General features: G+C 51.3%; 12 protein-coding genes. 10 read left to right on the top strand and 2 right to left on the bottom strand.

Going from position 1 to position 13,291, the window contains the following annotated elements:
• Position 1 precedes the first annotated feature (1 nt).
• The 8 genes from dmpG (at position 2) to ACW9IN_RS20535 (ending at position 7,403) form a co-directional block, all read left to right on the top strand.
• The gene (gene dmpG, locus ACW9IN_RS20570; RefSeq protein ID WP_200864481.1) at positions 2-1,033 is read left to right on the top strand and encodes a 4-hydroxy-2-oxovalerate aldolase; all 1,032 of its coding nucleotides are present in this window, start codon (positions 2-4) and stop codon (positions 1,031-1,033) included.
• Positions 1,033-1,812, top strand: a complete 780-nt coding sequence (locus ACW9IN_RS20565) for a 2-keto-4-pentenoate hydratase (protein WP_016978841.1) — start codon at positions 1,033-1,035, stop codon at positions 1,810-1,812. The genes dmpG and ACW9IN_RS20565 overlap by 1 nt, the downstream gene beginning before the upstream one ends.
• The gene (locus tag ACW9IN_RS20560) at positions 1,809-2,240 is read left to right on the top strand and encodes a RidA family protein (RefSeq protein WP_016978840.1); all 432 of its coding nucleotides are present in this window, start codon (positions 1,809-1,811) and stop codon (positions 2,238-2,240) included. The genes ACW9IN_RS20565 and ACW9IN_RS20560 overlap by 4 nt, the downstream gene beginning before the upstream one ends.
• Positions 2,241-2,242: 2 nt before the next feature.
• Positions 2,243-2,797: a 3-hydroxyanthranilate 3,4-dioxygenase gene (locus ACW9IN_RS20555; protein ID WP_016978839.1), complete on the top strand. Its 555-nt coding sequence runs from the start codon at positions 2,243-2,245 to the stop codon at positions 2,795-2,797.
• Positions 2,794-3,798: an amidohydrolase family protein gene (locus tag ACW9IN_RS20550; RefSeq protein ID WP_235165410.1), complete on the top strand. Its 1,005-nt coding sequence runs from the start codon at positions 2,794-2,796 to the stop codon at positions 3,796-3,798. The genes ACW9IN_RS20555 and ACW9IN_RS20550 overlap by 4 nt, the downstream gene beginning before the upstream one ends.
• Before the next feature lie 275 nt (positions 3,799-4,073).
• On the top strand, positions 4,074-5,027 hold the full coding sequence (locus ACW9IN_RS20545) for a LysR family transcriptional regulator (protein ID WP_016978837.1): 954 nt from the start codon (positions 4,074-4,076) through the stop codon (positions 5,025-5,027).
• A 408-nt stretch (positions 5,028-5,435) separates the two neighbouring features.
• On the top strand, positions 5,436-6,677 hold the full coding sequence (locus ACW9IN_RS20540) for an OprD family porin (protein ID WP_025999932.1): 1,242 nt from the start codon (positions 5,436-5,438) through the stop codon (positions 6,675-6,677).
• A gap of 72 nt (positions 6,678-6,749) precedes the next feature.
• Entirely contained in the window at positions 6,750-7,403 is a 654-nt protein-coding gene (locus ACW9IN_RS20535) for a cysteine hydrolase family protein (protein ID WP_025999931.1), read from the top strand.
• A 409-nt stretch (positions 7,404-7,812) separates the two neighbouring features.
• Here ACW9IN_RS20535 and ACW9IN_RS20530 read toward each other — a convergent pair whose 3' ends face one another.
• Both ACW9IN_RS20530 and ACW9IN_RS20525 read right to left on the bottom strand, forming a co-directional pair.
• Entirely contained in the window at positions 7,813-8,691 is an 879-nt protein-coding gene (locus ACW9IN_RS20530; RefSeq protein ID WP_235165409.1) for a SphA family protein, read from the bottom strand.
• 230 nt (positions 8,692-8,921) lie between these two features.
• Positions 8,922-9,965, bottom strand: coding sequence for an AraC family transcriptional regulator (locus tag ACW9IN_RS20525; protein WP_080589276.1), 1,044 nt, complete (start codon positions 9,963-9,965; stop codon positions 8,922-8,924).
• Between the two features lie 340 nt (positions 9,966-10,305).
• Between ACW9IN_RS20525 and ACW9IN_RS20520 the strand changes: the two genes are divergently transcribed.
• Together ACW9IN_RS20520 and ACW9IN_RS20515 are read left to right on the top strand one after the other, a co-directional pair.
• Positions 10,306-11,781: an aldehyde dehydrogenase family protein gene (locus ACW9IN_RS20520; protein ID WP_080642367.1), complete on the top strand. Its 1,476-nt coding sequence runs from the start codon at positions 10,306-10,308 to the stop codon at positions 11,779-11,781.
• 110 nt (positions 11,782-11,891) lie between these two features.
• Positions 11,892-13,291: GMC family oxidoreductase (locus ACW9IN_RS20515; protein ID WP_457367590.1), on the top strand; the 1,400-nt coding region annotated here is incomplete at its 3' end.

Below are 13,291 nucleotides of genomic sequence, written 5' to 3'. Positions count from 1 at the left end.
TATGACTATGAATAGCGCCAAGAAAATCTTTATCCAGGACGTCACCCTGCGTGACGGCATGCATGCAATTCGTCACCAGTATTCGCTTGATCACGTCATGTCCATTGCCAAAGCACTCGACGTGGCGAAGGTCGATAGCATCGAAGTGGCTCACGGCGACGGGCTCGCCGGTTCAAGCTTCAATTATGGCTTTGGTGCCCACAGCGATCTGGAGTGGATTGAAGCGACCGCCTCGGTGCTCAAGTACGCCAAGCTCGCGACCTTGCTGCTGCCAGGCATTGGCACTCTTCATGACCTTGATGCTGCGTTCAAGGCAGGCGTGCGCACCGTCAGGGTTGCGACCCATTGCACGGAAGCCGATATCTCTCGCCAGCACATTGAGCATGCTCGCAAATTGGGCATGGACACGGTTGGTTTTCTGATGATGTCGCACATGGCGACTCCGCAGAAGCTCGCGGAGCAAGCCAAGCTCATGGAAGGTTACGGCGCTGAATGTGTGTACGTCGTGGACTCGGGCGGCGCCTTGTCGATGCAGGGTATTGCCGAGCGCTTCAAAGCCTTCAAAGACGTCCTTGACCCCTCGACCCAAACCGGCATGCATGCGCACCACAATCTGTCGTTGGGGGTCGCAAACTCGATTGTCGCCGTGGAAAACGGTTGTGACCGGGTCGACGCCTCGCTGGCCGGTATGGGTGCCGGGGCAGGTAACGCCCCGCTGGAAGTCTTCATCGCCGCCATCGACAAGTTGGGCTGGAACCATGGCACTGACCTGTTCACCTTGATGGACGCCGCTGACGATCTGGTACGTCCCCTGCAGGACCGCCCGGTACGGGTAGACCGTGAAACTCTCGCGCTGGGTTACGCCGGTGTCTACTCAAGCTTTTTGCGTCATGCAGAAGCAGCTTCGGCGCGTTATGGCGTTTCGGCCGTCGACATCCTGGTCGAGCTGGGCAATCGGCGCATGGTGGGGGGGCAGGAAGACATGATCGTTGATGTCGCCCTGGATTTACTGAGCAAAGGAGGGGGTAAGTGATGAGCAACCTGGACATTTATGCCATTTCAACGGCGCTTGATAACGCAGCCAGATACCGTGAAGAAATTGATCCGCTGACCCCGGTCCATGGGTTCAATCTGAATGAAGCATATGAGATTCAGCGGACGTCGATTGCTTTGCGTCATGCTCGCGGCGAATTGCCGGTCGGCATCAAACTGGGCTTCACCAGCCGCGCGAAGATGATTCAGATGGGCGTCGACAGCCTGATTTGGGGTCTTCTCACCGACGCGATGTTGTATGAAGAAGGAGCAGTGATTGACCTGTCTGACTTCATCCATCCGCGTGCTGAACCCGAAGTCTGCTTTTTGACCAAGCGTGACATCGACCGACCTCTGACGTTACTGGAAGCCTCGTCCTACCTCGAAGGTGTTGCCCCAGCGATTGAAATTATCGATTCCCGTTACCGCAATTTTAAATTCACGCTGGAAGACGTAGTCGCTGATAACTGCTCCTCCGCCGGCCTGGTGATCGGTGCCATGTCGCGCAATCTCACCGATTTGGCCAACTTGGGAGTGGCGATGCGTTTCAACGGCAGGCCCATGCAGATAGGCAGCACCGGCGCCATCCTGGGTGATCCGCTGCGCAGTGTCGTGCAGGCCTCGCGTTTGGCTGCACGCGCAGAAATGGTACTCCCAGCGGGGTCCTTGATTATGGCGGGCGCTGCCACCGCCGCTCAGGCGTTGACCGCCGGCACCCATGTCAGCGCAGAAGTTACTTCTCTGGGACGTGTCGAGTTTTATACGGGAGCGCGAGCATGAGTACTGAAGCGAAATTGGTTGAAGGAAAAGCCCTGCCCCGTGGAAAGTTTCCCCACGTAAAGCGTGCTGGCGATTTTCTTTTTGTTTCAGGCACAAGTTCCCGTCGCCCGGACAATACGTTAGTCGGTGTCGAAGTGGATGAAATGGGGACCACGCATCTCGATATCGTGGCGCAAACCACTGCGGTCATCGAGAATATTCGAGACATTCTTGGCAGTGTTGACGCGACGTTAGACGACGTGGTCGAAATATCGACGTACTTGGTCAACATGAACGACTTCGCCGGTTACAATCAAGTTTACGGCACGTATTTCGGTTATGAAGGCCCGGCGCGAACCACCGTCGCCGTGCACCAGTTGCCGCACCCACACTTGGTTATCGAAATTAAAGCTGTCGCCTATAAACCGTTGTCACAGAAGGGAGTTTGACGATGTTTACATACGGTAAACCATTGAATTTTCAGCGCTGGCTTGACGATCACAAAGACTTGCTTAAACCGCCAGTTGGCAACCAGCAAGTGTGGAAGGATGCCGATTTTTTGGTAACGGTAGTGGGAGGGCCTAATTTTCGTACCGATTTTCATGATGACCCGATGGAAGAGTTCTTCTATCAGTTTAAGGGCAACGCTTACTTGAACATCATGGACCGGGGGCAGTTGGAGCGTCTTGAACTGGAAGAGGGTGCGATCTTTCTTTTGCCCCCACATTTGCGTCACTCACCGCAACGGCCTGATCCGGAAAGTCGCTGTTTGGTCATTGAACGCCAACGGCCACAAGGCACGATCGATGGTTTTGAATGGTACTGCTTGAACTGTAACGGGCTTGTCCATCGTGTTGAAGTACAACTTAAAAATATCGTCACCGATTTGCCCCCGTTGTTCGATGTGTTTTATGCCAATGAGAACTTACGCAAGTGCCCGCAATGCGGCCAGGTTCACCCGGGTAAGGCGGCGATTGATGCAATGGCGCGTGGAGAAAAATCTTGAAAAGTCCACATATCGATATGCATTCGCACTTTTTTCCACGGATTTCGGAACAAGAAGCTGCGGAGTTCGATTCGGCACAGGCACCTTGGCTACAAGTAAGCGCTAAAGGTGATACCGGTTCAATTATGATGGGCAAGAATAATTTCCGTCCGGTTTACCAGGCTCTATGGGATCCCGCTGTCCGGATTGAAGAAATGGACGCGCAGGGCGTGGATGTCCAGGTGACTTGCGCCACGCCTGTGATGTTCGGCTACACATGGGAGGCCAAAAAAACGGCGCAATGGGCTGCGCGAATGAATGATTTGGCCTTAGAGTTTGCCGGTCACAACCCCCAGCGTCTCAAAGTTCTGGCTCAGGTACCCTTGCAAGATCTGGATTTGGCGTGTAGAGAAGCATCGCGTGCTGTGGCATCGGGGCATCTTGGTGTACAGATTGGCAACCATTTGGGAGACAAGGATCTCGACGATGCGACACTCGAATCCTTTTTGACCCACTGTGCCAACGAGAACATCCCAATTCTGGTTCATCCGTGGGACATGATGGGTGGACAGCGGATGAAGAAGTGGATGTTGCCGTGGTTGGTTGCCATGCCGGCGGAAACACAGCTTGCGATTTTATCGCTGATATTGTCCGGTGCATTCGAGCGAATTCCAAAGTCGCTGAAAATTTGCTTCGGGCACGGCGGGGGCAGTTTTGCATTTCTGCTAGGGCGCGTTGATAACGCTTGGCGACATCGCGATATCGTGCGCGAAGACTGCCCGCGCCTGCCGTCCGAATACGCCGACCGATTTTTTGTCGACAGTGCGGTATTTAACCCGGCGGCACTGGAGCTGTTGGTCAGTGTGATGGGCGAGGATCGTGTCATGTTGGGGTCCGATTACCCATTCCCATTGGGGGAGCAAAAAATAGGTGACTTGATTTTGACCAGTGATTTTGAGGAGTCAACCAAGAAAAAGATTCTGTCGGGCAACGCCAGCCAGTTTTTCAACATTCCGCTGTAGTCAGCAGTACTGATACACCATTTCCTATTACTGAAAATCAGGACGGCAAACATAAAAGCGTTCTATTTAAAAGGCGCGATAAGCACTCTGAATTTGCTAGCGCGCCGTTCTGAAAGTTCAAGAGCGCTGGTAAGTAAGCGGGGCTTACTGGCAAGAAAATTTGTAGGTATTTAGTCTGGAAATCAGTCTTTTCCTGAGGATCGGATGGCCCATCGCGTTATACTCTGTTTTTAGCATTCGATGGGCACTAATGTCGATTTTATACCTGGAGCGTTATGGAAATCTTACCCATATCGGCAATCACGTTAAGTCGAAAATTGAAATTCAACCAGCTCATGATATTTGAGCTGGTGCTGGAGTCAGGTTCATTTGTAAGAGCTGCCAATACCATGGGCCTTACTCAGCCAGCGATCACTAAAGCTATTTACGATCTGGAGTCTTTTTTTGGCGGTCCTTTGTTTGATCGCTCCAATCGAGGGGTGACGCCCACCGAATTCGGCATCATGTTAGGTCGTCGCGTAAAGTCATTGATTGCTGAAACTCGTTACATGACTGAAGAAGTCAACGCTTTCCGCACAGGGGATGCCGGGCACGTTATTGTCGGTACACTTATCTCCGCGTCGGCGAAGCTTTTACCGCGTGCCATAGTGAAATTACGCAAGGCTACGCCAGGTGTTTCGATCACGGTCCGTGAAGGTACAACGGCACAAATGTTTCCCGCTTTGGCCACTGGGGACCTTGACATTGTGGTCGGTCGGCTTCCGGAGCAAGAGCTGGCGCATGCGTTTGCGCTCAAGCACGAGGTCTTGTTTGATGAATCCTTTTGCGCGGTAGTGGGAAAAGGTCATGCACTGTCGGATCGAAAAGGTCTGAACGTTGCCGAGTTGATGTGCGAGGAGTGGATATTTCCGTTGCAGGAGTCCCCGTCCTACAATGCTGTCGCTAAGTTTTTCCGGGATGGCGGGTTAGGCCTGCCGCCTCATCATGTACATTCTCTTTCGACGCTGACTAATATTGGCTTGTTGTTGGAAACCGATATGATCGCGCTGATGCCCCGTGCGGCTGCATTGCAATTCTTGAAAGCTGGCTTGTTGGCCATCCTTGATATGACCAGCACCGCCAATTTTGGCCAAGTCGGTTTTTCGATACGGGCTGACAAAGACGTTAACCCTGCCTGTAAAAATTTTATTAAGTGTCTTCGTGAGGCCGCCATGGGAATATTTGAATAACCCTCTTCCCTGAGCGTAATCCCCCTGTTCCGTCACTCTTGATCGGACCACCTTTCATTCTATTCTCCTTCGTTTGTCTGGTTTTCAGGCACGTAATTTGATGGCGCCTATCGGATTGTCTATTACTAACGGTAATGGACGATGAGGGGATATTGATTGGCATTTGTTTTTTGGATGGCCTAAAAAGAGAGTGTGTCTTTTTTGGTGTTTTGCAAATCCAAGTACAGAGCGACTGGATAATCAGCGTCGCTTGCTGTATTGAATTCATTCGCCGACTAAGTCGCAAGTGTTAAACAGCATATAACAACAATGAACAGCTGTGACCGAGCGGCACTATGCTGTGCGTATCACAATAATAAAAATATTTTGCCCCTTTAAGCCAATCAGTGACTTTTAACGGAGCTTACTATGCGCATAAAAACAATAAATGCTGTCGCTTTGATGGTGACAACTGGAGCAATACAGCCGGTACTGGCCAGCCAACAGTCGGATGCCACCGGATTTGTTGAAGGTTCGAAAGCATCCATCAACATCCGCAACATGTTCATGAATCGCAACTTCCGTCAATCCAGTGCGCCACAGAGTTTCGGTGAAGAATGGGCCCAAGGTTTTATCGGTACTTTCCAGTCAGGTTTTACGCAAGGGACGGTCGGCTTCGGTGTCGACGTGCTTGGCCAGTTCGGTATGAAACTGGACACCGGCGATGGCCGCACCGGCGGTGGTACCGGCCTATTGGAACAGGACAAAGATGGCGCCAAAGACAATTACTCAAAACTCGGTGGCGCTCTAAAGGTTCAGGTCTCCAACAGTGTGCTTAAGTACGGCAATCAGCTTATGTCGTTGCCGATCCTTTCTACCTCCGACGCGCGGCTGTTGCCCGAGTCAGCCACTGGATTGTCGCTGACCAGTAACGAAATAAAAAATCTGACGTTTTCGGCGGGGCATTTCACCGGCCTCAACAATCGCAATGACAGCAAGCCCGACAGCGCCCGGCTCACCAGCCTCGACTACGTCGGCGGGTTTTACAAGTTCAGCGATCGCTTGACCGGCAGTTTGTTTTATCAAAAAGTCGAAGATTACTGGCGCAAATACTATGGCAGCACCACCTACGCTATCCCGCTCACCAAGACCCAGGCCTTGAATTTTGACTTCAATATCTACGACACCAAGAGCAGTGGCGAAGCTCGGGCAGGTGAATTGGATAACCGGATATGGAGTTTGTCGGCCGCCTACACCTTGGGCGCGCATCGATTCTTGATTGGTCACCAGCGTGTGTCCGGGCGTGGTGATTACCAATATGGTATCGATGGTTTGAGTACGGTGTATGTGGGCAACTCGATCCAGTATTCCGACTTCAACTACCAAGACGAAAAATCCTGGCAGGTCCGTTATGACATGAATCTGGCGCCTTACGGAATACCGGGCTTGACCTTTATGACCCGATACGTAAAGGGCACCGGATTCGATACCGCGGCGACCAATAACGGCCATGCCTGGGAACGAGATATCGAATCCAAGTATGTGGTGCAAGAAGGCCCCGCAAAAAATTTGAGTTTCCGGCTACGCCACGCTTCGTACCGCAGTTCCGATAGAGGCGGTGAGATCGACGAAATTCGGATCATCACGGAATACCCGCTAAACATTTTTTGAGGCTCGACTGGAAGTCAGACGTTCATGGCGGCTGTTGACGCAGCCGTTTTGAGCATTACACGAGGTGACAACATGGGCTACGACATCAAAATCTTCGATCCAATAAGGACCGCGGTTCTGGTCATCGACATGCAGAATGACTTCATCGCCGTCGGTGCGCCGTTGGAAACGTCTACCGGTCGAGCATTGATTCCGATACTGAATAAACTGGTCGACGCCTTGCGCGACAGAGGTGCCACTATCATCTACACCGCCCATGTACACAAGGAAGACGGTACGGATATTGGACGTTATGGGGAAATCCATCCGCCAAGCGGCCGAGGAGAGGCGTTGGTTGAAGGCAGCCTTGGGGCCGAGATCTATCCAGAATGCGCACCAAAGAAGGGTGATCGACTGATCAAAAAACATCGTTACAGCGCTTTTTTTGAAACTGAACTGCAGCAGATTCTTAAAGAGCGGTGGATCCAGAACGTGGTGGTTGTGGGTGTCACTACCGAGAACTGTGTTCATGCCACAGCGAGGGATGCGCTGTTTCGTGACTACCGTACTTTCGTTATTGCCGATTGCTGCGCTACTCGTGATCATCCGGATGCCGGCTGGGGTGCATTGTCTGCCTCGCAAGTACAACAGACTTCGCTGATAATACTCAAACAATCAACCGCCGATGTCTGTACGTCGGAGGAGCTTGTGAAACGATTTTGCTTTCCGACGGTTCTGCCTACTTGATAATTTTTATGTCTCCTATTGTGTCTGGTCCCAGGACTTCCGCACTGCTAGGGTTCTTGTTTGAAAAGCAACATCAGAGACGTAGTTCCGTGTGGACTGATGTTTGAGTATCTTGTCGATCAGCCAAGTTTGTTGGTGTCGAGTCAACTAGGTTGTTCGCACTTTCAAATCGCTTTGATATTTAGACAGTATTCACAGGCAAGTCCTGCTTTCATTAATTCATAGTTCTTTCGCAGGCCTGCCATTACGGTTTATATACACGATGAAGCTTATATAAAAGCAACCATAAGTAGCCATTGAACCGGTCTCATTCATCTGGAGAGCAGGCCTACGAAGCTTTATTGGCCTAGAACGACCAGACAAGTTTGACCAAGGTCGTCGTCCCTTCTGGTCTGTTTTCTACTAAGGCTTATTTTAGATATTTCGCCTCTAAAGACCAGCCTTGCCCTTGGTAATGTAAACCTGGTCCGTATGCGACTTCCTGCCCTCGAAATCCTATATCGGAGCCGTCTACTCGATCGGATGTTAGTTGCTTGAAGGCATCCCCCTGAAGGCCAATCGTCCAGTGTGGGCTGATCTCATAGCCCGCAGCATAGTTTGCAGCGAAATACTGGCCAGAGTGGTAGTTAGTGGCGTGATTGGTTGAGTTGAAGCCGTAGGTCACTTCAGTGGAAAGGTCCCATCCGTTAGGTTGGTGGTAGCTATATAGAATGAGCGGTCGCAAGGTGTAGTAGTTTTTGCCGGCATTCGCCATCTGGTTTTTGTCGTAGGTGCCAGTTGGAACTGCCGCCTCCATGGCTGTCACCCAATGGTGATACCCATTGTGCCAAGAGAGGAATACTGCCAGGACTAGGTCTGCCATCGCTTGGCGTTGATCGGTCATTCCGCCCTGGCTGACACGTAGATCCAGTATCGGTTGAGCTGCACTAAAGCCTAATTGTCCTCCCATGATCTTTGTTTCAGTCATCCAGATTAGGCGCGGAATAATCGCATCCAGATTTATTCCAAAACCAGGAATCAGGGATTTACCATGTTTGTCATTAAAGCGAGACGCGTGATAATTCTGATAGTATGCCAGCAGGTAAACGCCAGGAGGAGGAAGATTGCCTGTGGTGAAGCCCTCGGCACCAAGGGCAAAAGTATCGGCACCATTTTCAGTTGCGACTGCCAGATTTCCTGCCATGCAAGCAGCAAATCCTATTGCCAAACGAATGCTCGGGATGTTCATTGAATTAGCCTTATTATTTTTATTTAGCGCTTTCGCTGCCTGTGCGAGTTGCGGTCGCATCTTGGCGAACGTAAAGCAAGGTAGCGAACCGTCGTGGCTTATAGCGAATACGGAATCTGGCTAACTTCGTACAGCGCTAGGGTTACAGACTTTGTACTAAGCATAAATCGATTGCGTGAGTGGGCTTACCTGCGGAGAAGGCCAGCTAGGGCGTTGTTCAAAATGCTTCTGGTCGGGAGTTCGCTATAAAGTTGAAGCAGCCAAGACTGCTGTTCGGCATAGGGGATTGACTAAGCTCGTGAGGTTGGAACATCGACCCGTGATAACCGAGTTCGGCGAGTCTGGGAGGGCGACTCGCCGAAGCGGGATTTGTATTGCTGGTAGAAGGTTCCCAAGTGGGTAAATCCCCACTGCGATGCGATGGACTCGATCGTTGTCGCGGAATCGTTGCCGGGCAACAATTGCGTATGCACACGATCAAGCCTCAGTTCAACTAGATAACGCATCGCAGTGGTACCCTTGAACTCCTTGAAGGTACGGGTTAGGGAACGAATACTGCAGCTGGCTGAATTGGCAATATCGGCAAGGGTCAGAGCATCACTAATATGATGCTCCATGTACGCCACCGCGCGATGCCATTGGCTCGGAGCGATGGTCGTAGCCTGCTCCGCCAACGCTGGCGGGTAATTGTGAGGCTGACACGACAACAGCGTCATCATCAACAGCTCCTCAGTCGCGGGTGCGAACTGCTCACGGAAGAGACGATCACCACCTCTTTCAAGCGTGCTTACCACAAATTCCAGCAAGGACAACCAGCGCCAACTGACTTGAAGTCCATCCATGACCACGGCGAATTTCAATGGCCTTCTTCCCTGCCTACCTATCATCCGCCAGCACAACGACTCCACACGTCTACGTGGAATCCGCAATTTGAATGCGGTCGAGCCCGCCGCGTACTCGAAGCGGGAATGATCCTCATCGACGGTAAGTAATGTAGCACCAGCGACGACATCGTAACTGTTGCCGGCTGTCACAACTCGAATGCGCCCCGCGATCACCGTCGTAACGATTAGCCATCCCCCCAGATCATCAGGTTCAATATTCACGTCACTGCCGTAGTTGACTGTGGAAATATTAAGTGTGCCCCAATTGACCGTATGGACAAGAACGGGCCCAGCATCCCTCAGTCCGGACGGTGCATAGCTCCGGAATGGGCCAAATAGTGTGGATATCACTCGATTTGCTTCGGTACGATCATCGGTACACAAAAAGAGATGTTCGTCAGAAAGTAAGAGACGGCGAAATTCAGAGGGTGTAACGGATGAGTGCGTCATGGTATCTCTCGCAAAACACAGTCGTGTTAATTGATGCAGTATTGATAACTCTGATTTTTTCTCGGAAACTCTAAGGAAGTTATTAAGTCCGGCGCTAGGTACCAGCTGCTATAGCAGGATGCAGCACATGAGTTCAAAATGTCAACTGTCATGAAGGTTATATTATTTTTAAACGGATATACAAGTACGGTTAGATTTAAGATATTCCATCTTGTAATAGACGCTCATGATTTTTTGATTACTAAAGCGCCAATTTACTCGATAGATTTTAGAACTGCGTTTCGAGCATGAGCGTTCTGCACCTGCTGCAACGCCTGAAAACCACATCGAGAGATTAACCATGAGCGAAATGTCTGCTGAGTTTCAAAAAGAACAATCCACTCGCGCGTCGTTGTTAAAGAGGGCTAATCTGGAGGCTGGTTTCTTCAACTTCATAGGGGGCAAACGGGTTTCTCTCGGCGGCACCCTGGATGTTGTGAATCCGGCCACGGGGGAGGCTATCGCCTCGGTCCCTGACGTGGGCCAGGAAGGATTGGATCAAGCGGTTGCCGCTGCTCGCGGCGCTTTTCCTGCATGGGCAGCAACTCCATACGCCGAGCGGCGAGGGCTCCTGAGCTCCTTTATTGCTCGGATCAAGGAGCACGAACCGGACCTGATAGCGCTGCTAACGGCAGAGCATGGCCGTCCGCTATCGACATCCACTTGGGAACTGCAAACGCTCACAGATGAATACGGTCCGGCATTGATTAATCTGGAATTGCCTTCAGAAGAAAGCGATACGAAAACAATGGGCCATGTGATCAAGCGATATACTCCGCTAGGCGTTGTCTGCGCCATTAGTCCATGGAACGCACCAGTACTTTTATCCTTTCTGAAAGTTTTGGCAGCGCTGGTGACCGGCAATACCATCGTTCTGAAACCTTCACCGTACGCACCTTTGACAGTGCTACGCATCGCGGATTACGGAATTGATCTGCTACCACCAGGCGTGCTGAACATCATCACCGGTGGCGATACTCTTGGTCCGCTGATGACGGCGCACCCAGGGTTCGACAAGGTAACCTTCACCGGTTCGACTCAGACTGGCAAGCGGGTAATGAACTCAGTGGCGACAACTCTCAAGCGCTTGACTCTGGAGTTGGGCGGTAACGATCCTGCTATTGTGCTTCCAGATGCTGATCCAGAAAAGATAGCCGAGTCACTGTTCTGGAGCATGTTTATGCTCAATGGACACGCATGCATCAGTCTTAAGCGTCTTTATATTCATGAGTCGATTTACCCGGCAGTGACTCAGGCGCTCATTTCCTACGCCACTCAAATTAAGACTGGCGATGGCTATGCGCCAGATTCGGCGCTGGGACCTGTGCAAAACAAGATGCAATTTCAACAGATCCAGGCGACCTGGGCAGAAATAGAGAGCAGCGGAACGAAAGTTCTGTATCAAGGTGAGGCACCTGATCAGGGATATTTCTTTCCTGTGACGATGCTCGATAATCCCGCGGACGATGCTTCCTTTGTGAAAAAAGAAGTGTTCGGTCCTATCCGCTCCGTCATGAAATACACGGATTTAGACGACGTAATTCGTCGTGCCAATGACACCAGTTATGGACTCGGTTCATCAGTCTGGGGTACTGACACTAAACAATTAGTAGAAGTTGCTAGCCAGTTGAAGTCCGGTACGGTCTGGATTAATCAGCACGCTAGTTTGGCTGGTGATCTACCGTTCGGTGGTCATAAGGAATCAGGTTTCGGCGTTGAGTTTGGCATTGAAGGGTTGAAGTCTTATTGCAGCGTGCAAGTTATTGCTACCAAATAAAGATATTAGCACTATTGTTGTTAATTAAGTGATAGCGCCTTGCGTCGCACCATCATCATGTTGCCTAACCGGCGATGCGTTGTGCTCGACTAATCATCAGGATAAGAATAATGAAAGATAGTTTCGATTTTATCGTTGTTGGAGCCGGAAGTTCCGGTTGTGTTACAGTGAATAGGTTGGTTCTCGAACACGGCGCACGCGTTCTTTTATTGGAGGCGGGCCCTAGCAACAACAATCAGATCATTAAGATGCCCGCTGGCACTTTGAAGATGATCTACGGTAAAACACCTTTTGTTAAGCGCATAAGGTCTATGCCCCAGCCGTCACTCGGCGGCCGTGCCATTGATGTCGCCCAAGGCAACGTTGTCGGCGGAGGAAGTTCGGTCAACGTCATGCTTTATGCGCGAGGCTCCCGACTTGATTATGATTTATGGGATAAAGCGACAGGTGGCGCCGGATGGGGATGGGATGATCTGATTCCCTATTTCCGCCGTCAGGAAGGCAATCAGCGATTGCAGAATGAGGCGCACGGTAGTGAGGGGCCATTGAAGGTGTCGGATGCTCCGTACCTCATCGAAGCTGACAGCTTGTTCCTGCGTACTATGCAAAATCTCAACATTCCATATACCGATGATTTCAACTCCGGCAATCTCCATGGTGTTGGTCTTACGCAATCTACGGTTTATCGCGGGAGACGTTGCAGTTCCGCGGACGCCTTCTTAAGCCCGATCCTTAACGATCCTCGCTTGACCTTGGTGACCTCGGCGCGCGTGAATCGAATTCTGTTTGAGGGCACTCGCGCGGTGGGTGTGGAATATGTGGTTGACGACATTACTCATCAGGCCTCAACCACTGGTGAGGTCATCCTGACAGCAGGCGCCTTTGTTTCACCACAACTGCTCATGTTGTCGGGCATTGGTCCTTGCAAACATCTGGAGGAGCACGGCATCAAGACTCTGGTCGATTCGCCTGGAGTCGGTCAGAACCTGCAAGACCACCATGTCGCGATTCTCTCGGCCACCACGAAACGTCCCATTGGTTACTTTGGTGAAGATACTGGCTTGAAAGCGCTTAAAAACGCGATTCAGTATTTTGCGTTCAAAAACAGTGGACCTATCGGTTCCACAGGCTCGGAAACTATGGCATTCGTTAACCTCGACGATCCCGAGGCCGATCCAGATATCCAGATTTATTGCATCGGCGCTATGTGGCCAACGGTGAAGCGTGGCCCAACCGACGCCGTGACTCTGATGGCGAACCTAGTCAAGCCGCTTTCGCGGGGCACGGTGAAGCTGCGTTCGGCAAACCCTGCCGACCATCCTGAAGTTGATCTTCGCTGGCTTAGCGATCCTTCGGACCGTCGCCGCATGTTGCAGTCGCTCAAATACCTGAGAGAGATCGTCGCGACAGCTCCGTTTTCCTCGGTCATCGATGAGATTTTCTCGCCGGTCAACCTGAATCGCCCCGGATTCTCTAGACACCTTGCAAGCTCATTGTGTAACGTTTTTCA

This window comes from Pseudomonas sp. SDO5271_S396 (assembly GCF_054071795.1).
The sequence above is the reverse complement of the archived record's forward strand: the minus strand, read 5'-3'. Positions and strand labels throughout refer to the sequence as shown.

Excerpts from the sequence above, each read along its gene's own strand:
- dmpG (WP_200864481.1), top strand. The coding sequence starts at position 2 with ATGACTATGAATAGCGCCAAGAAAATCTTTATCCAGGACGTCACCCTG.
- ACW9IN_RS20565 (WP_016978841.1), top strand. The coding sequence starts at position 1,033 with ATGAGCAACCTGGACATTTATGCCATTTCAACGGCGCTTGATAACGCA.
- ACW9IN_RS20560 (WP_016978840.1), top strand. The coding sequence starts at position 1,809 with ATGAGTACTGAAGCGAAATTGGTTGAAGGAAAAGCCCTGCCCCGTGGA.
- ACW9IN_RS20555 (WP_016978839.1), top strand. The coding sequence starts at position 2,243 with ATGTTTACATACGGTAAACCATTGAATTTTCAGCGCTGGCTTGACGAT.
- ACW9IN_RS20545 (WP_016978837.1), top strand. The coding sequence starts at position 4,074 with ATGGAAATCTTACCCATATCGGCAATCACGTTAAGTCGAAAATTGAAA.
- ACW9IN_RS20540 (WP_025999932.1), top strand. The coding sequence starts at position 5,436 with ATGCGCATAAAAACAATAAATGCTGTCGCTTTGATGGTGACAACTGGA.
- ACW9IN_RS20535 (WP_025999931.1), top strand. The coding sequence starts at position 6,750 with ATGGGCTACGACATCAAAATCTTCGATCCAATAAGGACCGCGGTTCTG.
- ACW9IN_RS20530 (WP_235165409.1), bottom strand. The coding sequence starts at position 8,691 with ATGCGACCGCAACTCGCACAGGCAGCGAAAGCGCTAAATAAAAATAAT.
- ACW9IN_RS20525 (WP_080589276.1), bottom strand. The coding sequence starts at position 9,965 with ATGACGCACTCATCCGTTACACCCTCTGAATTTCGCCGTCTCTTACTT.
- ACW9IN_RS20520 (WP_080642367.1), top strand. The coding sequence starts at position 10,306 with ATGAGCGAAATGTCTGCTGAGTTTCAAAAAGAACAATCCACTCGCGCG.